The organism is Pseudomonas sp. Y39-6 (genome assembly GCF_023651955.1).
In the GTDB taxonomy this organism is placed as follows: Bacteria; Pseudomonadota; Gammaproteobacteria; order Pseudomonadales; family Pseudomonadaceae; genus Aquipseudomonas; species Aquipseudomonas veronii.
This window is the reverse complement of sequence record NZ_CP069594.1, coordinates 3,297,532-3,320,842: the sequence shown is the minus strand read 5'-3', so window position 1 is coordinate 3,320,842 and position 23,311 is coordinate 3,297,532. Positions and strand designations below refer to the sequence as shown.

Sequence of the window (23,311 nt, the reverse complement as noted above, 5' to 3'; positions counted from 1 at the left end):
TCCTGCGTCTGGAAAAGCCTGAATGACATCCAGACTGCACCGCGATGACAACACGGGGGTTGATCATTATCAACAATCCTCTGATTGATCGAGACACCCGGCCGGATGTCGTTGAGCGTGCCCTGGCTCAAGGCGACTTGATGCAAGTCAAACCGGCGTCGGCGCCCGGCGCCATGATCTAGAGTAAGTATCATTGCCCGATGCTATCTGCTGGTTACCCAAGGGAGATTGCCCATGTCTGCTCAAGCACGTTTCTTACTGCTGGTTTCGCCACTGATGGAACACAGCCCCGCCTTCGACCGGGCCGCCGCCCTGGCCAAGGCTGAAGGCGCGGCGCTGCACATCCTCGCCTTCGATTACCTGGAAGGCCTGGCTACCGCCGGCCTGGTCAACGAGCAGGCCCTGGAACAGATGCGAATTGGCTATGTAGAGCGCCATCATCAGTGGCTGGAGGATCAGGCCAGGCCCTTGCGCAACCTCGGCCTGACCGTCACCACCGAAGTGGCGTGGGTGGAGCGCCCGCTGCAGGAGATTCTGATTCGTCTTAAGGAAGAGCCCATGGCCGTGGTGATCAAGGCGCTGGAGCATGAGTCCCTGCTGTCGCGCTTGATGTTTACGCCGCTGGACGTCCATCTGATTCGCGAATGCCCGGTGCCACTGCATTTTGTCAGCGGTGCGCCCCATGCGTTACCGCGCAAGATCGTGGCGGCCGTCGACCCGTTCCATCACGACGAGCACTACGACAGCCTTAACGACCGCATCCTGCATGAAGCCGTCAAACTGGCGACAGCCTGCGATGCCGAGGTCGAGGTGATTTATGCCCATGACCTGTCCGATCTCGGCGCTCAGGAGTATGGATTCGGCAGCGGTGCCGGGTTCTTCTCTTCGGTGGCCGCCAAACGGTTGTTCGACGAACAGGGGCAGGCCTTCAATGATTTGGCCGCGCGCAACGGTATTCCGCCAGCGCAGCGCCATATGATCTTGGGTAACCCGGCGAAAGTGCTGTCCAGCTATGCCGATGCCTACAACGTCGATGTGATCGTCATGGGCCGCGTCGGTCATCGCGGCCTATCGCGCCTGCTCGGCAGTACCGCCGAAACGCTGCTGTACAAAATGCCTTGCAGCGTGTGGATGGTTAAACCGGAAGTGCTCGACTGAGTACCGCGATCATATGCACACCCTCGCTGCTAATTCGCAGCGAGGAGCATGTCAAAGACATTCATTAGGGTGGCATAGCGAGGCCCATTACACTCAAAAGCGATCAGCGGTTCAAATATATAAAACTTGCACCTATCTTTCTCCAATATTTGGATGTTAAGTAGGAGGAATATATATGTGTGTGTGCAAGAGGCTTTTGTGATGAAGTCAACTCCAGTTCTTGTACAAGTCCAACATTTAAAAACAACCTGCGCGAGCTGCAGCGTTTTAGAGTTGTGTTTACCCCTGGGTTTGACCGAGATCGAAGTGGGTCGCCTGGACACATTGATTCCACAACGCGTTAAAGTCAAAAAAGGCGCTTCGCTGTATCGCACCGCCGATCCGTTACGCTCGCTTTACGCCGTGCGTACCGGGTTCTTCAAGACCTGCATACTGTCCATGGATGGTCGCGAGCAAGTCACCGGGTTCCAGATGGCCGGGGAAATGCTCGGCCTCGACGCCATCAGTGCCGACACCCATGCCTGCAACGCGATTGCGCTGGAAGACAGCGAAGTGTGCCCTCTGCACTTCAACCAACTGGAGCGACTGGCCGGTCAAATACCGTCGTTGCAACATAACTTGAACAAAATCATGAGCCGCGAAATTGTGCGTGATCACGGTATGTTATTGCAAATGGGTAATATGAACGCCGATGAGCGGCTTTGTGCATTTGTATTGAATATATCAATGCGTATGAGTACGCGTGGTTATTCATCGCGATCTTTTATATTACGCATGAGACGAGAAGAGATCGGCTCTTATCTGGGCCTGCGCCTGGAGACGGTGTGCCGCAGCATTGCGCAGTTACGCAAACTGGGCCTGGTGCATATCAGCGCGCGCAATGTCGAGATTCTCGACCTGGCGAAACTCAAGACGTTCATATCCGGCTGTCATCGGCATGGTCCCGAGTAACAGGGCCTCATCTGATCCAAATCAGCTTTATCTGTCGGCAAAGGCGTAGAACCGAAGCAACAGGGGGCCGCTCCTGTCGCCCCCAAACCTCGGAGCTCACACCATGCTTACCGTCGAAGAGCACAACAGACAAGCCGCCATCGCCTATAAAACAAGCCCGGAACCGCACTGGATCGATAAGCTCAATGACGGCCGCCATGTGCTGGTGCGCCCGCTGAGAATCGAAGACCGGGACCGCGAATATAACTTCATCAAGAGCTTGTCCCGCGAGTCCCGGCACGCGCGCTTCCTCGGCGAAATCAACGAGCCCGGCAAGACCCTGCTCGATCAATTGATGGATGTCGACAATCAGCAACGCGTGGCGTTTATTGCCCTGGTGCATGACAACGGCAAACTGATCGAAATCGGCGTTGCGCGCTATGCCGCGGCCAAAGAGCACGAATGCGAATGCGCGGTCACCGTGGCGGACCCTTGGCAGCACCTGGGACTTGGGCACATTTTGATGCAACACCTGATGACCGCGGCGAAAGCAAACAACTTCACGTCGATGTACACCGTGGATGAAGCGAGCAACACCCCGTTGCGTGAGTTGACCAACGCGTTGGGCTTCCACACCGTCACCAATCCGGATGACGCTACCCAAGTGATCAGCAGCGTGAAGCTCTGAGTAGCAGCACGGTAAAAGGGCGGCGCGCCGCCCTTGCCTTCCATACACTCGTTTGAGTGTATTCATACCGAACCGAAAACGTCTGTTGCGCGAACGCCTGTAAGCAGGGTGAACCGCACCTGCGCCTGGCACTGCGCAATACCAGGTAACGGTGTTTTGGCTGAACGAAGGAATCAAGACCGCTTCTGTCGCTACACACGGTTAATGCCACGGGCACTGCCCCCCTGGCGTCATCTCGTAACCTCAGGCGACAGACCTCATGACCAGTGTTTCCACGCACATCACCGCACAACCCCAGCCATTCGCCCTATCCCACCTGCCACTCGCCAGACACAAACGCGAAGCCCCTGCCCCCACCGAGTCGGCAGGCGACGCTCGTACCGAAGGCGATCGCGCATTGGCGGCCGAATACAGTACTGCGTTGCTGCTGGCGGCCAATCGCGAGAGCAATATCAACATCCGCCCGATACCTGCCGATTCCTCATTCGGTCGGTGGTGGGGGCAGTTGCGTGCCGCCTTTCGATCACCTGACGTCGTTCAGTGGATGCGTGACAAAGGTATTAATGCTGAGTCGATAACACTCAAACCGGAATCGGGAACGATCACCTTCAAGCTCAAGCCTTCGGTTGATCCCGAACAGAAACTGCATACCGTCGGGCAAGACGACAGGCGCTGGGGCGCGATCAGCGGCCCCATCCTCCAGGCCGCGCGTGTGATCAACGCGGGCCACGAGGATACGGCCTTCACGCCGCCGGCAAGTGATCTCAGTGAATCCGCACCTTGGTTTATGGTGGGGCGGTTTTATCAAGAGCGGCAAGACCTTACAGGGCCGGCGATGCGCAGGCGCGCTGAAGAGCTCGACCGGGACCAAGGTTTTTCACCTCTCGACCCGAGCAGCGCGGCAGGCTTGATTGAATCGCGTAGCGCGGACGCGCTCCAAAAACAGGAAGCCACGGTGGGCGATGTGCTGAATCGGCATGAGGCCATCAACGAGCTGCGGCACCTGGCAAAGTCCGTGGACATCCGCAATCCCGAGCAAATCCCGGGCGAATTGAAGAAGCGGACGCTCTCTCTGTCTTCCCCGAGCACCTACCAACCCATCAGTGCTAGCCAATCGAACAGGGTCAGCCTCGTGCAATTCCTGGAAGATCATGGCTGGCATATTCCCACCCATCACGAACAGCTGGAGAACCTCGCAACCGCCCTCTCAACCCCGGCGCCCAAGATGCCGGCACACGGTAACCTCGGCGGAGCGCTGGCTTGGCCTGTGCCGCTGGATCAGGGAGACCTGCAACAGCTGAAGGCAGATATTGGTACAGGCAAAATTGGCGATATTGACTTAGGACCGTCAAAAAATGTCCTGGACTACCTGCTGAGCGGCAGGACAATTTCCGCGGCGGAACAGAGCAACCCGCGAAGGCTGATCGATACCTGGATCACATCGCCCAGAGGCAAGGCGCTGGGTGAGGCGATTCAAACTGCGTTCGAGACGCGGGGTGTCAAAGGCAGTGCTTCTGACTGGCTGCTCACGGCCCTGAACAGCGAAAGCGCCAGTGTCTCTGGCGACGACGTCGATCACCAAGCCCCTGGTCAAATTGAAGGCTATCGGCTGGTCTCGGCGGAGAACTCGGGCAAATCACCGTCGACGGTTGTCAAGGAGCTGGAGGATCACCTGGTCGCCAAAGGTAAAGCCTCATCCCCGGAAAAAGCCACGATTCAGGCTCACCTGTTACTGGCCAGCCGGGCACCGGAATTCCTGATCAAGGACATCCCGGAAGGCGTCGTCGTGGGCACCCACAGCTGGGTCAGTCTTGCCACGGCGGTTGCCCGAATCGAAGCGAAAGCGCCAGGAAACACGGCGTCGATGAGCTACGCCGACGTTATGCTCGAAGCCAGCGTTGCGCCGATCTCTGACGACGAACGCACTGTCGAATATGTCGCCCAGACCGACGCAATCAAACACTGGAGCGTTGCCAACGGTATGGATTACCCGTCGACGGATGCCTCAATGACGACTGCCCGCGAGGCCTACAGCGCGCAGATTCGAGAGTTGAGAGAGGCTGCGCAAACGCACATCGGGCAAATGCCGACGACGAGGGGCATTGCGCTGGAACAGTTAAAAGTAGCGCTGCCTCACGTCGACCCGGAACTGTTCGAAGAAAAAACTATCACCCTGCAGCCTTCCAACCGGCACTTCCCCGGGCCTTACTCGATACTGGACATGTATATCGATGGTCGAGGACTCAAAGGCGCACCGGACTCAGCGGATAATTGGGGGGAAGCGGGCCGTGGTTTCGTGAACCTACTGACATTTGGCGGCGTCACTCTGCGGCCGGACGGTCGTCCCAGCGCATGGGTGTCCTCCTCGGACGGGTTCAGCATTAGCGATGTGCTGGAACGGCTTAACGAACTACCGCGCCCGACGGAGATATTCAACGAGACGTTCTCGGATTACTCCAGTGCCGTCAAAAAAACGACCGCCGCGCAGCTCAAGCACCTTATTTCGAAACAGCCGCTGGAGGATCGGCAGAATCTGGAGTTTGGCAAAATAACAATCCGCAAAGAAATGTCGTTCCACCGCGCCGATCAGCCCAGGCGTGTTTCAGACGGTGTTCTGCTGGTCGAGACCGAGCGCAATGGCCAGCGCATGAGCTACGAAATCGACCGACTAAAAGGGACGGTGACCAAGCTGCCGGACAAGACTTATCGGGACTATGAGCCGACGGTTCATTCTATAAAAGCAGGCAAACGTTTTGATGAGGTAAAACCCGCAGGTCACTATGCAGCGGGGATAACCCATGAAAACAAAGATGCACAAGGCGCACCCAATAGTTTCAGTAGCGCTAGAACCCAATACATCGTTGATGCATTGGTAGAGGATATCAACTTGCCTGCGGTGGAGAAGTACGCCAAGGGCAGAACCACCTTTGACTCTGAAGTACCGCTGCATGAGACCGTTGAGGAGATCGCGCTCAACCTGATCCCGTTACGGTCAGCCATTGTTAATTTTACCAACGGCAATGTTGGTGGGGGCGTTGTCGATCTTGCCTTCGATATCTTTGGTTTCGCCGTCGGCTTGGGAGCCGCGGCAAAAGGCGCGAAAGTCGCGGCGGCCGGCGCATCGACAGTTGCCAAGGTTGGTCAGGTCGCCAAGATTATAGGGCGCGCGACCGTGGGCGCACTCAATCCATTGGACGGGGTTGCCGACCTGGTTCGTGGCGTGGCGAACGGCCTGCATCGAGGCGTCAGCACAGCGATCAAGGGGGTCAAACATCTGCGCGGCTCTTACCGAGGTGTCGATCTACTTGAATTGGCGAAAAAAACCGATGTCGCCGAAGGCACACTCAAAACAGCTAATGGCACACGCGAAAGCAAAGCGCTGGGCAAATTCGATGAGGCGACCAATAAGTGGTACGCCTACGATCCGCTCGCGAAGCAGGCATACGGCAGGCCGTTGGACAATTTCAGCGTTGACACGCCGAGGTTGAATGACCCCAATAGCCTGCACTCGATCGGCAGTAATGATGTGGTGAAGACCGCCAGTCAGCAGCACGGCGTGGCAGCAACCGGCACATTCAGCGTGGGGCAAGAGACGGTCGAAGGTAACGTGGTTTTGTTTCAAGGTAATTGGCATCGCTACGACGCGATCAATAAACGTGCCTTCGGCCCGCCGCTGACAGATTTCAAACCGAGCCGGGTCGCGGCCAATGGTGACGTGAGGTCGATGGACGCCGATTTGTTGGGCTATGAGGTCAAGTACATTGCGCCCCAAGAGTTATCGACAAAAGGCTTACAGTCCAATGTGTACGTGGGTCGCAGTAAAAAAGAATATGTAAAAATCGATGATAAGTTTTATGAGTCACACCTCAAGGATGGCCAGCGAGTTATCCGGCATCCGACGCGCACTGGGCCTGACCTACCGGTCAGGGATCTGGGGCTTTCCGGATGGGAACCACTCTCCAGAACCGACCGCCTCCTGGGGGGCGCGGGCGGCAACCCCTGGAACCCCGGAGAAAATACCTACTTAATCCCGCTGGACGATATCCACCTGACGGGAAACCCGACACGCCCCTATTCGCTGAACCACAAGGGCGTAGAACATGATGTCACCTTCAACATCTATGCCGGTACGTGGAAATCCAGCAACCTCAAACCAGCAAGCGGTGCCCAAGATCAGGATTACTTCTGGAGGAGTGGCAAAGGAAAATGGCAACGGGGAACGTTTAGTGAGTTTAAACACGCAAAAAAAGTCGATGCCCGCGCGTTTAAATATGTTGATGTTTCCCCTCCGACAATTTTACGGGTTCCAAAAGATGCTCACCCTATCCCCAAACAGATTCACTACTTTTGGGCCGGCAGTGACATTCCGCCGAACCTGATAGAAAACATCGCCAACAACTCTGCCAATGCACCTGGGTATAAATCCATTATCCATGTAGATGCGGACAGCCCGGCGATGTTCGAAAAAATCAAAAGCAAATTGCACACTCAAGCGCCTGGCCTAAGCGTCATGAATCTGCACGAGGACGATTTTTTCAAACAATTGAAAGACACTGAAATGTACAACTATTTTCGACAGGGGCAAGGTAAAAATCTCGCCGCCACTTCGGATGTCGCCCGTTACCCACTGATGAATAAATACGGAGGCATTTACCTCGACACCGATGATGCGATTCCAGTCAATATTGGCGCTACCGCATTGAAGGCGGGCTCCAGCGACATTCTGCTTAACAGACCCGTCGCCCATACTATTACGGACTACAAACCCTTCTACAACACCAGTAACTTTGCGACACAGCCTGGCAATCCGGTTATTAACGATATGATCGCGGAGATGAATAAGCGATTTTCCGCTAACAAAGCTTACTTTGAAAGCAACCGCCCCACCGTCACCAGAGGCCCCGGAGGGGAAATCCAATACACCTCTGAATTTCGCACCTACGAAAGTAAGATTTTCGAGACGGTAGGCCCAACAATGTTTGATGACGTGCTCCAGTCAAAAAGACCTGACATGTACCATCTGGGCCTCGATGGGTTGGCTAAAGAATCGAAGATTGTCGACGGTAAGCTGGTCTCATCCGGACCGATAGTCGATATTGAACGTGAAGCGCGCCAATATTATGCGAGCAAGGGTATTACTCCGCCGGACCTGCTGGGTAATCAGATAAAAAAGATGAAGGAGCACTACCTATCACTTCTTCACCAACTCCAGATAAAGATTGGCGCCGAACACTCCTGGATAGGAACATGATCAACTAATGCTCATACCGGCAGCCGGCCAACGCTGGCAAAGTATGAACAATCAGTCTTGATGTTCACCGCTGCCAGGGTCCGCCGCGTCATCCGGTTCCTTGAGCGGCACTTCTGCATCATCCATCAGCGACCCCGGGTCTTCGTTGCCGGGGTCGTTGAGGTCTTCTTCCGAATCTTTTGACATGACCGTCTCCTCTGATCGCCTTGACATAGCGTAGCTCTTTTGAAGAACGCGGCCTGCGTCAAGATGAGGCCCTGCGCGGGTCGTTAAAGTTCCGATGAATCCCTGGCCGGGCATTCAGAGACGTTCAAGTTCGCGTATGCACTGTTGTAGTGCGCGCGCCGTTCCCTGGTGGCGAGCAAACGCGCTCGCCACCAGGGAATAGAGACGCTTTGCCGGTTTCGGCACAGGCATTGCTTAATCCATTCATCGTTCACCCGCCATGCCCGGATACAGGAGCATTCGTTACCCCCTGACCCAGAGCCGACCCCATAAGAAAGTAAGGACCTGGCCCGATGGCACCCTGCGCCACGGGCTCATAAAAAATGCGTTTTTCAAAGCGGCAGTGCCCCCCGCGCTTCCCTCGGCACTGACAAGGTACTGGAATGGCTCGATCTTTCTTTGATGAAATGAATGACGCACACGGTGTATGCCGCGCGCACTATCAGGAATTCTCCCGCTGGCTGGCCAATACGCCGCCAGAACTGCTGGACCAGCGTCGCCGCGAAGCCGACCTGTTGTTCCACCGCGCCGGGATCACCTTCACCTTGTATGGCGACGAGCAGGACACCGAACGCCTGATCCCCTTCGACATCATCCCGCGCAGCATCCCTGCCAGTGAATGGAGCATCATCGAGCGTGGCTGTATCCAGCGCGTCACTGCGCTGAACATGTTCCTTGCCGATATCTACCACGACCAGCGCATCATCAAGGCCGGGATCGTTCCGGCGGACCAGGTGCTGGGCAACGAGGGTTACCAGAAGGCGATGGTCGGCCTCGACCTGCACCGCGACATCTACTCGCATATTTCCGGGGTGGACCTGGTGCGCGATGGCGACGGCACCTACTACGTGCTCGAAGACAACCTGCGCACGCCCAGCGGTGTGAGCTATATGCTCGAAGACCGCAAGATGATGATGCGCCTGTTCCCCGAAGTGTTCGCCAAACAGCGCATCGCGCCAGTGGACCACTACCCCAACCTGCTGCTCAAAACCCTGAAAAGCGCCAGCCGCCTGGACAACCCCAATGTGGTGGTGCTGACGCCGGGGCGCTTTAACAGCGCATTTTTCGAGCATGCGTTCCTGGCCCGGGAAATGGGTGTGGAGTTGGTGGAAGGCGCCGACCTGTTCGTGCAGGATCTCAAGGTGTTCATGCGTACCACCGACGGCCCCAAGGCCGTGGACGTGATCTACCGCCGTATCGACGACGCGTTCCTCGACCCGCTGGCGTTCAACCCGGAATCGATGCTCGGCGTGCCCGGCCTGGTCGCGGCCTACTGCGCCGGCAACGTGGTGCTGGCCAACGCCATCGGCACCGGCGTCGCGGACGACAAGTCGATCTACCCCTACGTGCCGGAAATGATCCGCTTCTACCTGGACGAAGAACCGGTCCTGCAAAACGTGCCGACGTTTCAGTGCCGCAAGCCGGATGAGCTGTCCCATGTGCTGGCCCACCTGCCGGAACTGGTGGTCAAGGAAACCCAGGGCTCCGGCGGCTACGGCATGTTGGTCGGCCCCGCTTCCACGGCGGCTGAGATCGAGGACTTCCACCAACGCATCAAGGCGCGTCCCCACGCCTATATCGCCCAACCGACCCTGAGCCTGTCCACCTGCCCGACATTTGTCGAAAACGGCATCGCCCCCCGGCATATCGACCTGCGCCCGTTCGTGCTGTCGGGCAAGGAGACCCGCCTGGTACCCGGTGGCCTCACGCGCGTGGCGTTGCGCGAAGGGTCGTTGATCGTCAACTCGTCGCAAGGCGGCGGAACCAAGGACACCTGGGTGGTGGAGGGCTGAGTATGTTGAGTAGAACCGCCGCAGACCTGTACTGGATGTCCCGTTACCTGGAGCGTGCCGAGAACCTGGCGCGCATGCTCGAAGTCAGTTATTCGTTGTCATTGATGCCCCAGGCCGGGCGCAGCGATGGCCTGGACGAACTGGCGATGTCGCTGCTCAGCAGCGGCACCCTGGACAGCTACCTGGAGCGCCACGGCCAACTGGATGCCGAGCGCATGCTGCACTTCTTCGCCCTCGACGAAGAAAACCCGGCCAGCATCTATAACTGTCTGCGCGCCGCACGGGGCAACGCCCATGCCGTGCGCGGGCGCATCACCGCCGACATGTGGGAAAACCTCAACGCCACCTGGCTGGAAATGCGCAGCATCGCCGCCGGCGGGCTGGCGCGCCATGGCATCAGCCACTTCTGCGATTGGGTCAAGCAGCGTTCGCACCTGTTTCGCGGGGCGACGTCCGGCACCATCATGCGCAATGACGCCTACCGGTTCATTCGCCTGGGCACCTTCGTCGAGCGCGCCGACAACACCTTGCGCCTGCTGGATGCGCGCTACGAGATGTTCGGCGAGGAATCGGAGGAAGTCAGCGACTTGTCGGCACGCGGTTATTACCAGTGGAGCGCCCTGCTCCGCGCCCTGTCGTCATTCGAGGCGTACACGGAGCTGTATCCGAATGCGCTGAATGCACGCTCGGTCTCGGAGTTGCTGCTGTTGCGCAGTGATGTGCCGCGTTCGTTGCATGCCTGTATCGAGGAACTGAGCCACATTCTGGCGGACTTGCCAGGCAGTTATGGGCGCACCGCGCAGCGCTTGGCCGCCGAGTTCGAAGCGCGGCTGCGCTATACCGGGATCGACGAAATCCTCGAAGCAGGCTTGCACAGCCGCCTGACGGAATTCATCGACACGGTACGCGAATTGGCGCGGGCGATTCACCGCTCGTACCTGGAGGTGGTTTAGACACCGAGGGGCGCGTGCTTTCGCTCGCGGTATTCCCGCGGGGAGCAGTTCATCAGGCGCTTGAAGGCACTGCTGAACGCGCTGTCCGACTGATACCCGAGTGACTGGCCGATACAGGAAACACTTCTGGCAGACGTGTTCAAGGCCTGTAACGCCAGGTGCATGCGCCAGCGCGTCAGATACTCCTGGGGCGCCATTCCGACCCGCTGCTTGAAGTGCAGGGCAAAGGTCGACCGGGATTGGCTCGCGACACCGGCCATGTCGCTCAAGGTCCAGCGGCGTGCCGGCGCGGCGTGTATTTGCTGCAGTACCGGCGCCAACCGCGGATCGTTCAACGCCGCCAACCAACCGGTGGTAGTGGCGCCCATGGATGACTGATAGAGGCGCAGGATCTGCACCAACATCATTTGCGCCAGATGCTCGGTCATCAACGCCGCGCCTTGCATCGGGCTGGCATATTCCCGAGCCAGGCGATCCAGACACCAGCGCAACACGCTGGCCTGCTCGGACCTCGCACTGATACGCACCACCGGCGGCAACCCCTCCAGCAATAGACGGGCGTCGTCACCGTAGCTAAAGCGCCCGCCTATCAGGAACAAATCCACAGTCTCACCCAGGCGAGCGATCCCCCCCACAGCGTCACGGTACACCGCGCGCGCGTCAACGCCCTCCAGTGCAAGGTTGCTGGACAACCTCCAGGGACGGTTCTGCGTCAACAAAAAGCAATCGCCCTCGCTCAAGGGCATCGGTACGGGCATGCCCTCGACTTCCAGCCAACACTTTCCCTCCACCACGGCATTGAACTTGATGCCCTCCGGCGGTGGAAAATCCAGGGCCCAATCACCGCCAGCCTTGAGGCCGGCGAAATAGGACCGATGACTCTTTAACAGCGCCACCACGTCAGACAGGGTATCCATAAAAAAACTCCGGACGATCGCGACAGAAATACGGACTTTATGGCGTTTCGCGTCCGGCATCCAGGGGAGAACATAGCGGCTCCCCCTGGAGAACTCCCTATGATCAATAAACAACGCCCTATCGAGAGTGGATTCGACGGCACGACAACCGCTATGCAAGCGTTGGCGGGTAAAGATTTGCACGGTATGACTGCCATCGTCACCGGTGGTTATTCAGGCATTGGCCTGGAAGCCGTGCGCGTGTTGGCAGCCGCAGGTGCGCAGGTCATCGTGCCTGCACGGGACCCGCTCAAGGCCGAACGCAACCTCGATGGCATTGCCGGGGTTGAGTGGGGCAACCTGGATTTACTCGACTCGGCGTCCATCGACTGCTTTGCACGCAATTTCCTGGCGTCCGGGCGGGCATTACACCTGTTGATCAATAGCGCCGGGATCATGGCCACGCCACTGCAACGCAACGGCAAGGGTGTGGAAGCGCAGTTCGCCACCAATCATCTGGGCCACTTTCAACTGACCGCGCGCCTGTGGCCGGCCTTGTGCGAAGCCGACGGTGCGCGGGTAGTGTCGGTATCGTCGCTAGGCCATCGGTTGAGCCCTATTCATTTCGAAGACCCACAGTTTGAGCGACGCCCTTACGACAAGTGGGCCGCCTACGGCCAATCAAAGACGGCCAACGCGCTGTTTGCCGTGGCGCTGGATCAACGCGGTAAAGCACACGGTGTGCGTGCATTTTCCGTGCATCCCGGGGAGATCCTCACGGACCTGGTTCGCTACCTTGACAGGGACGACCTGGCGTTGATTGGAGCACTGGACGATTCAGGGAACATCCGTCCTGCCAAACATTACAAACGTCCCGAACAAGGCGCAGCGACGATGCTGTGGTGTGGCGTCAGCCCTTTACTGGAGGGTATGGGCGGCCTGTACTGCGAAGATTGTGAGGTTGCCGTGCTCTCTCAGGACGACACCAAACGCTCCGGCGTCCGCGCATGGGCCATCGATCCGGAGCAAGCCGAGCGGCTCTGGGCATTGAGCGCGCAATTGAGCGGCGTCACGCTTTAGTCGCTATCGCCCACCACCGAGGCAACAGCTGCCGCACCCGCGCTTCGCCGAACCGGTCATCGATCAACATCACCACGCCTTGGTCCTGCTGGCTGCGGATCACCCGCCCCGCCGCCTGCACGACTTTCTGAATGCCCGGGTACAAGTAGGTGTAGTCATAGCCGGAGCCGAAGATCGCGCCCATGCGCTGCTTCATCTGTTCGTTGACCGGGTTCAGTTGCGGCAGCCCCAGGGTCGCGATGAACGCGCCGATCAAGCGCGCACCGGGCAGGTCGATGCCTTCGCCAAACGCGCCGCCCAGCACCGCAAAACCGACGCCCTGGCTGTGTTCGGTGAACTGTTCGAGAAACGCCCGGCGCTCGGCTTCGGCCATGCCGCGTGACTGCTGCCACAGTGCGATATGCGGGTGTCGCTCGGCGAGTAACAGCGCCACTTGTTGCAGATAATCGAAACTGCTGAAGAACGCCAGGTAATTACCCGGTTGGTGAGCGAACTGCTCGGCGATCAATTCAACGATGGGCTCCAGCGAGGCCTGGCGATGCACGAACCGGGTGGAGACCTCATCGACAATCCGCACCCGCAACTGCGCGGCATTGAACGGTGATTCCACGTCGACCCAGGCAGTGTCCGCCGGCAGGCCCAGCAGGTCGGCGTAGTAGTGGCGCGGGCTGAGTGTGGCGGAAAACAACACGCTGCTGCGCGCCGCCGTCAATCGCGGGCGGATGAATTCGGCGGGCACCACATTGCGCAGGCACAAGGTGGAACTGCTGCGCTTGCCGCGCAACTGACGCAGGCTGATATCAAAGATGAAATGTTCGTTGAACAGCTCGGCGACCTTGGCAAATTGCAGTGCCTCAAAATAGAACGCCTGCAGATCGCCATTGAGTGCTTCGGGGTGGTCGTTGAAATAGTCGCCCATGGCGCCGGCGCAAAGGCTCAGGGCCTGGAGCATTTTGTCGGGTCTGGCCGCGTAGGCCTGATACGGCGCGAGTTGGTCCTTGTGCAACGCGTTCCACTCACGATTCAAGCGCTGCAAGGGTTTCTTCAACGGCTCCGGCGCCGTATCGCGCAGGGTCTTGAGGGTGTACTGATCAAGGCTGGCGCTGTACATCGATCGTGCGCGCTCCACCAGGTTATGGGCTTCGTCCACCAGCACCGCGACGCGCCACTGGTTGAGTTGGGCCAGCCCGAACAACAGCGCGCCAACGTCGAAATAGTAGTTGTAGTCGGCGACCACCAGGTCGCTCCAGCGCGCCATTTCCTGGCTCAGGTAATACGGACAGAGGCCGTGCTCCAGGGCGACCTCGCGCAAGTTGCGTTGGTCGAGCAGGCGCACCTTGGCGGCCGCGATACGCGCGGCGGGCAAGCGGTCGTAGAAACCCTTGGCCAGCGGGCAGGATTCGCCGTGGCAGGCCTTGTCCAGGTGTTCGCAGGCCTTGTCCCGCGCCACCAGCTCCAGCACGCGCAGCGGCAGTTCGGGACTGCTGGCATACAGCACTTGCGCGGCGTCGAGGGCCAGCTTGCGACCCGGGGTCTTGGCGGTGAGGAACAACACCTTGTCCAGTTGCTGGGGCGCCAAGGCCTTGAGCATGGGGAAGATCGTGCCGACGGTTTTGCCGATGCCGGTGGGCGCCTGGGCCATCAGGCAGCGGCCGGTGCTGACGGCCTTGTACACCGACTCTGCGAGGTTGCGCTGGCCGGGGCGAAAGGCGCTGTGGGGGAACGCCAGGGCCTGTGCGGCGCGGTTGCGGGCGTCGCGGTGCTGCATCTCCTGGCGGGCCCAACCGAGAAACAACGCGCATTGCCGGTTGAAGAAACATTGCAGATCGGCGGCCGCAAAGCGCTGGTTCAGCGAGGTTTCGCCCTCGCCGACGATATCGAAATACACCAGCGCCAAATCGATGTGCGCAAGCCCGAGCTTCTGGCACATCAACCAGCCGTAGACCTTGACCTGGGCCCAATGCAATTGCCGATGGTTGGCGGGCTGGGCGTCGAGGTCGCCGCGATAGGTCTTCACCTCTTCGAGGCGGTTGCTGTCCGGGTCGTAGCCGTCCGCCCTGCCCCGCACCTTGAGTTCCTCGTACTCGCCTTCCAGGGCCACTTCGTTCTGGTAGTGCGCGCTGCGCCGCGAGGCGACCGTGCGATGGCCGGCGATGCCTTCCTGGGCGCTGGGCGATGGGGTAAAACGCAGGTCGAGGTCGCCGACCTTGGCCGTGAACTCACACAGTGCGCGCACCGCCACGGTGTAGCTCAAGCGGACTGCGCCCAGCGCACATAGCAGACGGTGACCGGCATCTGGTACTCGCCACAGAACTCCAGCCAGCGCAGTTGGTTGTCTTGCAGGCGATCGCCGGGGCCTTTGACTTCGATCATGCGGTAGGTTTTCTGCGCGGGCCAGAACTGGATCAGGTCCGGCATACCCGCGCGGTTGGCGCGGATATCCAGCAGCAGCCGCTCGAACCAGCAACGCAAGTGTTCGGCGGGCAAGCATGCCAAGGCCTGCTCCAACAGTTCTTCACTGAGCAGGTTCCAGAAGACAAAGGGTGACTGGATGCCCCACTTGTCCACGTACCGTTGGCGGATGGTGTGTTTGTAGCGGTCATCCTGCAGTTGCTCGAGACAGGCGGCAAACAGTGACGCACGGCGCTGATGGAAGTCTTCGCTGTGCAAATCCGCCGGCCCGCGCTGGAACGGGTGGAAAAATGCCCCCGGCAGCGGCGCGAAGATCGCCTCCCAGCACAGCAGGCCGAACAGCGAATTGATCAGGCCGTTTTCGACGTAGTACACCGGCGCATCGGGCTCGCTCAGATGCGCCTGCACGCAATACTCCACCGCCATCGAGGGCGGCGGCGGCGGGAGCGCCAGGTCCAGGCGCGTGACGTCCCGAGGCTTGGCCTTGGGCACGGCTGGCGCGCCCAGCTTGCGCCGCAGGCGCGGCAACACTCGCAGCAGGTGTTGCTGCTCGGCGGGGCTTTCCGGGGCCTCGTGGGCGGCACATGCCAGGGCCATCGCCTGGGCGTAGTCTTCCTGGCGCTCCAGCACGCGAATCAAGCGTGCGCGCGCGCCGGGATAAGCACAGGCCCGGTAGATCTGCTCGGCCAACGCCAACTCGGCACTGCGCTCGCAAGACTGGCCGACCTGGAACAACAGCTTGGCCCGGCGTTTTTCCAGCCAGGGGTTGTCGGTCTGCAACGTAGCGATCTGCGCCAGCACGCTGCCCAGCGCCTGCGCGGACTCAAAGGCTTGCTGGCACTGATGCAGGAACAGAAACCCCAGCACGTCATCGCGGCTGCGCAAACCACGGGACTGTGCGCAAAACTCGACTTTTTCGTAGGTATAGATGCCCAGGTCCGCCAGCACGAACTCCGACCAGTCCTGATGCAGGTTGCCGAAGAACATCAAGCGCAAGCGATCACACAAGTCCATCACAGTGACGCTGTAGAGCACGTCATCCAGCTCGGGGCACCAGTGGGCAAAGCAGCGACGCTCATCGAACTGCGGCGCCAGTTGCTCGAGCCAATCGGCCTTTTTGCCCTTGGGCTGCTCGATCCACGGCTGGAACACGCCCAGCAACTCGCCCTTTTGCAGCAACCCGAACAGTTCGTCAAAGCCCAGCAGGCACTGATCATCCACCCAACCCAAAGCCTTCAGCGGGCGCACTGCCGCATGAGCGCAGCCGATCTCCGGGTAATTGAGCTTGCCCGCTCGAAAATGCACGCCCTTGCGCATCACCAGACGTACCAGTAATGCCTGGGACGCCTGCGGCAACCTGTCGAATTGCTGAATGAAATGCGCTTCTTCAGCATCGAGCAGATCGGCATAGCGTTGTGCCAGCCAATCCAGCACCTGACGGAAGTTATGCAGGTAATACAGGGGGTTTTCGAGGGTTTCGGGCATAGTCCGCAGCGATTAAGTACTGGTTATGCATACAGAGTGCCGCCGCTGACGCGTTGTTGCAATCGGTAATAGATAAATGGCGCACGCAACTTTTTGCGTAAAAGTGATCAGATAGGGGAATTGATGGCGTAACATTTATGGCCCGCTGCCTCAGGCCGCGGGACTTTTCAGGGTTAAGGTAAGGGTTATGAACATGAAGAATTTGGGTCTGCCACTGGTTGCACTCACTTTTCTGGTATTGGCCGGTTGCGCGACGCAAACCGTAGTGACATTGCAGAACGGCACGCAGTATTTAACCAAAGACACGCCGAAGACCAAGACCGCCGACGGCTTCTATGAATTCACCGACATCGCCGGCAAGCGCATCCGCGTCAGGGCCGATGATGTGGCCACGGTTCGCAAGGAAGACTGATCCCGCCCTGCATCCCTCATCAAACATGTGGGAGCCCGCTTGCTCCCACCCTTTGAACCGCGTGCCAACGCGGTTTCAACCGATCACGACACCCTCCCCCGACCAGTTGCTCACCCCCACCAGCGTCACCGAGTCCGCGCCAAAACTGATCACCGTATCGCCGCCCACCGCCTTGGCGTGCTCGCGATAATCCAGGCTGCCCTGCACATCCGTGAACACCAGTTTGTCGCTCGATTGATAGCCGATCACCCGATCCTGGCCAAACGGCCCGCTGAACAGAAAGGTGTTATGGCCACTGTTGTCGCGAAGGGTGTCGTTGCCCTTGCCGCCTTCGATGAAGTCCGCGCCCTTGCCGCCCTGGATCAGGTCATTACCGTCACTGCCGATGATGAAGGTGTTGCCCTTGTGCGGCTCGGCATTGCGGTTGAGGTCCTGCACCCAGGTGGTAGCCCGCGCCGGGTCGGACAGGTTGGCGACGATCACCGTCGAGTCCCGGCTCATCTGGTCGTAGAACCCGGATTCGAGCACGCGGGTCATACCGTCGCCATAGCCGCTGGGCAAATGCGACACCCAGGTCGGCAGGTTGGCAATGGAGAACGGCAGCACGTTCCACAGCGTCGAGGCGTAGTGATCGTTGAAGCTGACGATGTTGTCAGTGGTCGATTCATGGGGTTTGTCATGCACGCCCAGGGACGACAGGTTGAAGGATGAACCGTCCAGCACCCGGAATACCGGGTCGTTTTCATAGCCGATGTTCAACACCTTGTCGCCGGCGCTCTGGGTCGGCGACGCGTAGGCCACATAGTTGGCGTCCTTGTAGAACCCCGACCATCGCTGGTCGCTCAACTCCGCCAGGCTGTTGACCGCCAGCCCGCCGAGGCTGTGGCCGCTGACCAGCACGTCGGAACCGCTCAGGCCATGGGCGCCGGCATACTCGGCAACCGCCTTGAGCAAACCGCCGAAGGCTTCGCCGGCGTAGTTCTTCGCATAATCCTTGGGGCCCAGGGCGGCGAGCAGATCGCTGAGCAGATCACCGATGGAATCGCTGATCAGGCTTTCCCGCGGCCCCGACGTGCCGCGAAAGCCGATGCCGATTTCGAGCAGGCGGCCGGCGTCATCGTACTTGCCCAGCACTTCGGCCTGCGCGGTGGTGTAGCCAGCCTTTTCACCGAAAAACGTGCCCCGGGCGTCGACCTTGCCGGCGTAACCCAGGGTGCTCGCGCTGAGCGGCGTCCATCCGGCGTGTTGCAGCGCTTCCAGGGCGGCCTTTTCCGAATCGGGATTCCACGGGATACCGGGAGTCACGCCTTGGGAGTCGGCACCGCCGAGCAATGCACCGACCAGCGTCGCCGGCAGGCCAACGCCTAAGCCGTGGTGCTGATAGCCCACCGCAAAGCCGTTATCCAGGTTGTGGTAGGTATACAGCGTGATCGCCATCGCATCGGCGAACAGCGCTTTGGAACCCTCGGTGCCAAGGTTTTTATAATCAAAGATTCCCATCGGTAGTGCCTCTCTGTTGTTGGAGTTGTCGAGAAAGCGCAATGACGTCCCAGGTGCTGCTACGGCTGCTTGCCCACCGGCCCAAAGGCCTCATCGACTTGCGCCAGGTCGGTATCGCGCAGGTTGCCGGCGTAGTAGTGCAATTTGGTCCAGGCCATCAGGTAGTCATAACGCGCCTGGGCCAGGTCGCGCCGGGTGCTGTAGAGCTGCTGCTCGGCGTTGAGCGCATCGAGGTTGACCCGCTCGCCGCCGAGGATGCTTTGCCGGGTCGACACCACCAGCGCCTCGGCCGAGGTCAGGGCTTTCTGGTAGGCGCGCAGCTTGCTCACGCCCGACAGGCAGGCGCTGAACTGGCGACGCAGTTCGATCAGGGTTTCGCGGGTCTTGCCTTCCAGCTCGTATTCGGCCTGCTCCATGGCACGGCTGGCCTGGCGCGTGGACGCGGAGACAGCGCCACCGGCATACAACGGCAGGCTGACTTCGACGCCGATGGTGTTGGTGTCGTAGCGCTGGTTGTAGGTGTTGCCGCTGTCGGATTCCTGCTGGCGCGAACTGGCATACGCGGTGATCTTCGGCAAGTGCCCGGCACGGTTGCGCTCCACTTCATAACGCGCCACTTCCAGGGCCTGGCGTTGCGAGGCCAGCGTCGGGTTGTTGCTGATCGCCAGCGCGTGCCAGGTGTCGTAGTTGGCCGGCGTCAGGCTGAAGGCGGCGAAGCGCTGATTGAGCGGCGCGAGGTCGTGGATGTTGACGCTCTGCACGCCGATCAGCGCGCCCAACGCTCTTAACGAGGCGTCCTGTTCATCCAGCGCCTGGATTTCTTCGGCGGTGGCCAGCTCATAGCGCGATTCGGCTTCAAGGATGTCGGTGCGCGTGCCCTCGCCCTGCTGGAACAGGTGCTGGTTCTGCTGAAACTGCTGCTCGAAGGCGTTTTTCTTGGCGCGGGCGATCTCGATCTGGTCTTGGGCGAACAACGCTTGGGTGTAATAGCTCAACACCCGCACCAACAGCGCCTGGCTCTTGTCACGAAAACTTTCATCGGCAAACAGCGCCTGGGCCACGCCCTTGCGGTAGTTGGCATAGGCTTCGTAGTCGAACAGCGGCTGCTGCAGGCTGAAGGTCGAGCCGTAGCTGTTGTAATTGCGCGCGTCGCGATAGCTGCCGCCACGCCCGTCAGGCAGGTGCGCTTCGGAATTGTTGCGCCCCTTGTTGTAGTTATAGGACAGCCGCGGCAGCAACCCGGCGCGGCCGATGGTGCGGTTTTCCAGGCCGGCGTCGCGTTCCTTGAGCGCGCCAAGGAACACCGGATCGTTGCGCAGAGCCTGCTCGTACACATCGAACGGGCCCATGGCGGCCTGGGCAGGCGCACAGCTCAACAGCACGGCAATGAACAGCGGTTTCATGTTCATTCCTCGGTCAACGCAGAGCCGGCGCGGTCGAGCAGCGGCTTGAACAGGTAATTGAGCAACGAGCGCTCGCCGGTACGCACGAACATCTCGGCGGGCATGCCCGGCTTGATCACCAGGCCGTGGAGTGTTTCCAGCGCGGCCTCGCTGACGCTGGTGCGCAGCACGTAGTACGGCGCGCCGGTTTTTTCGTCGAGCAGTTGGTCGGCGGAAATCAGGCTGACCTGTCCCGGCACACGCGGGGTACGGCTCTGGTTGAACGCGGTGAACAGGATGTCGACCGGCAGGTGGGTGCCGACCTTGTCCACCAGGTGGACCGGCAAATGCCCCTCGACTTCCAGCCGCGTGCCCTGTGGCACGATCTCCAGCAAGGTCTCCCCGGCACGCACCACCGCGCCTTCGGTGTGGACGCCGAGGTTGACCGCAATGCCATCGGCCGGCGCGTTGATTTCGCTGTGTTGCAGGTCGAACCCGGCGGACGTGAGTTGCTGCTCCAGGGTCAGGCTGCGCAGTTGCGCGTCGGCCAGTTGGCTGCGCACTTCCTTCTGGTATTCGTCGCTGTGCTGCTGCAGTTTGAGCCGCGATTCGAGGATGCCCTGCTCCACTCGGCCGCTTTCGCCGGTGTTCTGCGCCAGGTCCTGTTGCACCTGGGACAACTGGCGCTGGTACTCCATCAAGCGGTTGCGCGGGATGTAGCCATTGTCGGCCAGGGGCTGCAGATTGCTCAGTTGATCGCGCAGGGATTGAGCCTGGGCGCTCAGGTCGCTGCGTGCGCGGCGCATGCCATTGAGCTGCGCCGTGGCGCCGTCGATATTCGCGCGAATCCCCGCCTGTTCACGGGCAAAGGCTTCGCGGCGGCTGCTGAACAGTTGGCGCTGGCCTTCGAGCACCAGGGCCAGCGCGGGGTCCGGGGCGGTGCTGAGTTCGGCGGGAAACACGATGGCCGCGCGATTGTCGCGCTCGCTCTGCCAGCGCGCCACACTGGCCCAGGCCAGGCGGTACTGCGCTTGCAGCGATTGCACATCGGCCTGGTTCTGGGTCTGGTCGAGACGAAACAGCGGCTGGCCCTGTTTGACCGTCTCACCTTCGCGCACCAGGATCCGGCTGACCACACCGGGGCTGAAGGTCTGCACGGCCTTGCGCTTGCCCGAGACCACCACGGTGCCCTGCACCGGAATGCCCTGGTCCAGCGGCGCCAAGCTGGCCCAGAGGAAAAACCCACCGGCGCCGACCACCGTCAGCCACCAGCCCAGACGCACGAAAAAAGCGGCGTCGCGTTGTTCCACAGTGAGCATGCTCATGCGCCTGGATTCCTTGCGGTTTGATACTGACGACTGAAACTGATGCCGGTTTTTTCCTGCGTCGCCGCCTGCTGGCCGGACAACGCGCGCAGCACGTCCTGGCTCGGCCCAAACGCTTGCAGGTGGCCTTCGTTGAGCACCAGCAACTTGTCGGCCTGGGCCAGGGCCGAAGAGCGGTGGGTGACGAGAATCACGCTGCTGCCCTGGGCCTTCAACTGCACGATGGCGCTGGCCAGCGCGGCTTCACCGACGGTGTCGAGGTTGGAGTTGGGTTCGTCCAGCACGACCAGCCGCGGCCCGCCATACAGCGCACGCGCCAGGGCCACCCGTTGCTTCTGGCCGCCGGACAGGCCGCCGCCGTTGTCGCCCAACACGGTGTCGTAGCCTTGCGGCAGGCGCAGAATCAATTCATGCACGCCGGCCTGTTGCGCCGCCTGGACCACCTGCGCCGGGTCGGCATCGCGAAAGCGCGCAATGTTGTCGGCGATGCTGCCGCTGAACAGTTCGATGTCCTGGGGCAGGTAACCGATGTGCGGGCCAAGATCGTCACGGTCCCAGCGATGGATATCCGCGCCATCCAGGCGCACGGTGCCGGCCAGGGTTGGCCATACGCCCACCAGCACCCGCGCCAGCGTGGACTTGCCGGACCCCGACGCGCCCAGCACCCCCAGCACCTCGCCGGCGCCCAGGTGGAAACCGACCTGATGCAGCGTCGCCAGGCGTCCACCCGGCGGGCCGGCGCTGACCTGCTCGAAACTCACCTGGCCCTTGGGGGCGGGCAAGGCCATCGGCTCGACGTCCGGCGCAAATTCGCGCAGCAGTTGGTCAAGCCGCTGATAGGCCAGCTTGGCCGAACTCCACTGCTTCCACACGGCAATCAACTGGTCGATCGGGCTGAGCACCCGCCCCATCAGGATCGAACCGGCGATCATCATCCCGGCGGTCATCTCGCCCTTGATCACCAAGAATGCGCCCAGGCCGAGCACCAACGATTGCAGGCACAGGCGCAGGGATTTGCTCAGCGCGGTGATCACCGAGCCGGTGTCGCTGGCCGCGTTCTGCAAGCCCAGGAACTGCGAATGCACGGCAAACCAGCGCTGGCGCAATGCGCCGAGCATGCCCATGGCCTGGATGGTTTCGGCGTTGTGCAAATGGCTGGTGGCCAGTTGGCTGGATTGCTGGGAGTAACCGCCAGCCTCAGCCAGGGGCTTGTTGGTCAGGTATTCATTGAGGCAGGCCAGGCCGATCAGCAGCAAGGCCCCCGCCGTGGCCAGCACGCCCAGCCACACGTTGAACAGGAAAATCACCAACAGATAGATCGGAAACCACGGCGCATCAAAAAACGCGAACAGCGCCGGCCCGGTGATGAACTGGCGCAGATGGGTCAAATCTGCCAGGGACTGCCCGGCATGCCCCTGGCCGCGTTGCAGGTTGCGTTCGAAGGCAGCTTTATACACGCGCAAGTTGAAGCGCCGTTCCAACTGGCTGCCGATGCGGATCACGATAAAACTGCGGATGACTTCCAGGCTGCCGATAAAGGCGAAGAAACCGACGACCATCAGCGTCAACATCACCAGAGTGGTTTCATTCTGGGAGGACAGCACGCGGTCATACACTTGCAGCATATAAATGGATGGCACCAGCATCAGCAGGTTAATTAATGCAGTGAAACAGCCAACGCTGATCAAAATACTTTTATATTCACCCAGCGCCTTGAATAAAGGCGCAATAACAGGGGGCTTCGCCATGGTGTTTGATCTTCCTTGAACCCAATGACCGGCAATAGTTGCCCCAGCCCCTGAATAAGCGGCGGCTAACTAT

16 protein-coding genes are annotated in these 23,311 nt (G+C 60.1%); 8 read left to right on the top strand and 8 right to left on the bottom strand.

Features of this window, described 5'->3' with window-relative positions; all coding sequences use genetic code 11:
- Positions 1–234 precede the first annotated feature (234 nt).
- From JN756_RS15100 to JN756_RS15085, 4 genes are all read left to right on the top strand, one after another.
- Positions 235–1,158 (top strand): universal stress protein, encoded by a 924-nt coding sequence (locus JN756_RS15100; protein WP_046383358.1) that lies wholly within the window; start codon positions 235–237, stop codon positions 1,156–1,158.
- A 201-nt stretch (positions 1,159–1,359) separates the two neighbouring features.
- The gene (locus tag JN756_RS15095; protein ID WP_046383357.1) at positions 1,360–2,109 is read left to right on the top strand and encodes a helix-turn-helix domain-containing protein; all 750 of its coding nucleotides are present in this window, start codon (positions 1,360–1,362) and stop codon (positions 2,107–2,109) included.
- A 103-nt stretch (positions 2,110–2,212) separates the two neighbouring features.
- Positions 2,213–2,776 (top strand): GNAT family N-acetyltransferase, encoded by a 564-nt coding sequence (locus JN756_RS15090; RefSeq protein WP_046383356.1) that lies wholly within the window; start codon positions 2,213–2,215, stop codon positions 2,774–2,776.
- A 259-nt stretch (positions 2,777–3,035) separates the two neighbouring features.
- Complete coding sequence (locus JN756_RS15085; RefSeq protein WP_201022225.1) at positions 3,036–8,027, top strand: glycosyltransferase family 32 protein; 4,992 nt, start codon at positions 3,036–3,038, stop codon at positions 8,025–8,027.
- A 51-nt stretch (positions 8,028–8,078) separates the two neighbouring features.
- On the opposite strand, the gene JN756_RS32110 is transcribed toward JN756_RS15085, so the two are convergent.
- Positions 8,079–8,213, bottom strand: coding sequence for a hypothetical protein (locus tag JN756_RS32110; protein ID WP_256350977.1), 135 nt, complete (start codon positions 8,211–8,213; stop codon positions 8,079–8,081).
- A 422-nt stretch (positions 8,214–8,635) separates the two neighbouring features.
- On the opposite strand from JN756_RS32110, the gene JN756_RS15080 reads away from it, so the two are divergent.
- Together JN756_RS15080 and JN756_RS15075 are read left to right on the top strand one after the other, a co-directional pair.
- A complete protein-coding gene (locus tag JN756_RS15080) occupies positions 8,636–10,045 on the top strand; it encodes a circularly permuted type 2 ATP-grasp protein (RefSeq protein WP_201022224.1) in 1,410 nt (469 codons plus the stop codon).
- Between the two features lie 2 nt (positions 10,046–10,047).
- The gene (locus JN756_RS15075) at positions 10,048–10,998 is read left to right on the top strand and encodes an alpha-E domain-containing protein (protein WP_017845722.1); all 951 of its coding nucleotides are present in this window, start codon (positions 10,048–10,050) and stop codon (positions 10,996–10,998) included.
- On the opposite strand, the gene JN756_RS15070 is transcribed toward JN756_RS15075, so the two are convergent.
- Positions 10,995–11,915 carry an AraC family transcriptional regulator gene (locus JN756_RS15070; RefSeq protein ID WP_046383354.1) on the bottom strand — a complete coding sequence of 307 codons (921 nt, stop codon included), beginning with the start codon at positions 11,913–11,915 and terminating at the stop codon, positions 10,995–10,997. The two genes, JN756_RS15075 and JN756_RS15070, sit on opposite strands and share 4 nt — an antisense overlap.
- A gap of 99 nt (positions 11,916–12,014) precedes the next feature.
- Between JN756_RS15070 and JN756_RS15065 the strand changes: the two genes are divergently transcribed.
- Positions 12,015–12,974, top strand: coding sequence for an oxidoreductase (locus tag JN756_RS15065; protein ID WP_169881103.1), 960 nt, complete (start codon positions 12,015–12,017; stop codon positions 12,972–12,974).
- Here JN756_RS15065 and JN756_RS15060 read toward each other — a convergent pair.
- Positions 12,964–15,228 (bottom strand): ATP-dependent DNA helicase, encoded by a 2,265-nt coding sequence (locus JN756_RS15060; RefSeq protein WP_201022223.1) that lies wholly within the window; start codon positions 15,226–15,228, stop codon positions 12,964–12,966. The two genes, JN756_RS15065 and JN756_RS15060, sit on opposite strands and share 11 nt — an antisense overlap.
- Positions 15,225–16,871: a VRR-NUC domain-containing protein gene (locus JN756_RS15055; RefSeq protein ID WP_201022222.1), complete on the bottom strand. Its 1,647-nt coding sequence runs from the start codon at positions 16,869–16,871 to the stop codon at positions 15,225–15,227. The genes JN756_RS15060 and JN756_RS15055 overlap by 4 nt, the downstream gene beginning before the upstream one ends.
- Positions 16,872–17,058: 187 nt before the next feature.
- Here JN756_RS15055 and JN756_RS15050 point away from each other — a divergent pair, with 187 nt between their 5' ends.
- Positions 17,059–17,283: a YgdI/YgdR family lipoprotein gene (locus tag JN756_RS15050; protein ID WP_017845718.1), complete on the top strand. Its 225-nt coding sequence runs from the start codon at positions 17,059–17,061 to the stop codon at positions 17,281–17,283.
- A gap of 75 nt (positions 17,284–17,358) precedes the next feature.
- Here the strand turns inward: JN756_RS15050 and JN756_RS15045 are convergent, their stop codons facing one another.
- Genes JN756_RS15045 through JN756_RS15030 form a run of 4 tightly spaced genes read right to left on the bottom strand, consistent with a single transcriptional unit; the run spans position 17,359 to position 23,238 of the window.
- Complete coding sequence (locus JN756_RS15045; protein ID WP_201022221.1) at positions 17,359–18,783, bottom strand: polyurethane esterase; 1,425 nt, start codon at positions 18,781–18,783, stop codon at positions 17,359–17,361.
- A gap of 59 nt (positions 18,784–18,842) precedes the next feature.
- On the bottom strand, positions 18,843–20,186 hold the full coding sequence (locus JN756_RS15040) for a TolC family outer membrane protein (protein WP_017845716.1): 1,344 nt from the start codon (positions 20,184–20,186) through the stop codon (positions 18,843–18,845).
- Between the two features lie 2 nt (positions 20,187–20,188).
- Complete coding sequence (locus JN756_RS15035; protein WP_017845715.1) at positions 20,189–21,490, bottom strand: HlyD family type I secretion periplasmic adaptor subunit; 1,302 nt, start codon at positions 21,488–21,490, stop codon at positions 20,189–20,191.
- Positions 21,487–23,238: a type I secretion system permease/ATPase gene (locus JN756_RS15030; RefSeq protein WP_169881107.1), complete on the bottom strand. Its 1,752-nt coding sequence runs from the start codon at positions 23,236–23,238 to the stop codon at positions 21,487–21,489. The genes JN756_RS15035 and JN756_RS15030 overlap by 4 nt, the downstream gene beginning before the upstream one ends.
- Between the last annotated feature and the right edge of the window lie 73 nt (positions 23,239–23,311).

Bases quoted from the DNA above. Each gene is read 5' to 3' on its own strand.
- JN756_RS15100 (WP_046383358.1), top strand. From the start codon at position 235: ATGTCTGCTCAAGCACGTTTCTTACTGCTGGTTTCGCCACTGATGGAA.
- JN756_RS15095 (WP_046383357.1), top strand. From the start codon at position 1,360: ATGAAGTCAACTCCAGTTCTTGTACAAGTCCAACATTTAAAAACAACC.
- JN756_RS15090 (WP_046383356.1), top strand. From the start codon at position 2,213: ATGCTTACCGTCGAAGAGCACAACAGACAAGCCGCCATCGCCTATAAA.
- JN756_RS15085 (WP_201022225.1), top strand. From the start codon at position 3,036: ATGACCAGTGTTTCCACGCACATCACCGCACAACCCCAGCCATTCGCC.
- JN756_RS32110 (WP_256350977.1), bottom strand. From the start codon at position 8,213: ATGTCAAAAGATTCGGAAGAAGACCTCAACGACCCCGGCAACGAAGAC.
- JN756_RS15080 (WP_201022224.1), top strand. From the start codon at position 8,636: ATGGCTCGATCTTTCTTTGATGAAATGAATGACGCACACGGTGTATGC.
- JN756_RS15075 (WP_017845722.1), top strand. From the start codon at position 10,048: ATGTTGAGTAGAACCGCCGCAGACCTGTACTGGATGTCCCGTTACCTG.
- JN756_RS15070 (WP_046383354.1), bottom strand. From the start codon at position 11,915: ATGGATACCCTGTCTGACGTGGTGGCGCTGTTAAAGAGTCATCGGTCC.
- JN756_RS15065 (WP_169881103.1), top strand. From the start codon at position 12,015: ATGATCAATAAACAACGCCCTATCGAGAGTGGATTCGACGGCACGACA.
- JN756_RS15055 (WP_201022222.1), bottom strand. From the start codon at position 16,871: ATGCCCGAAACCCTCGAAAACCCCCTGTATTACCTGCATAACTTCCGT.
- JN756_RS15050 (WP_017845718.1), top strand. From the start codon at position 17,059: ATGAACATGAAGAATTTGGGTCTGCCACTGGTTGCACTCACTTTTCTG.
- JN756_RS15045 (WP_201022221.1), bottom strand. From the start codon at position 18,783: ATGGGAATCTTTGATTATAAAAACCTTGGCACCGAGGGTTCCAAAGCG.
- JN756_RS15040 (WP_017845716.1), bottom strand. From the start codon at position 20,186: ATGAAACCGCTGTTCATTGCCGTGCTGTTGAGCTGTGCGCCTGCCCAG.
- JN756_RS15035 (WP_017845715.1), bottom strand. From the start codon at position 21,490: ATGAGCATGCTCACTGTGGAACAACGCGACGCCGCTTTTTTCGTGCGT.
- JN756_RS15030 (WP_169881107.1), bottom strand. From the start codon at position 23,238: ATGGCGAAGCCCCCTGTTATTGCGCCTTTATTCAAGGCGCTGGGTGAA.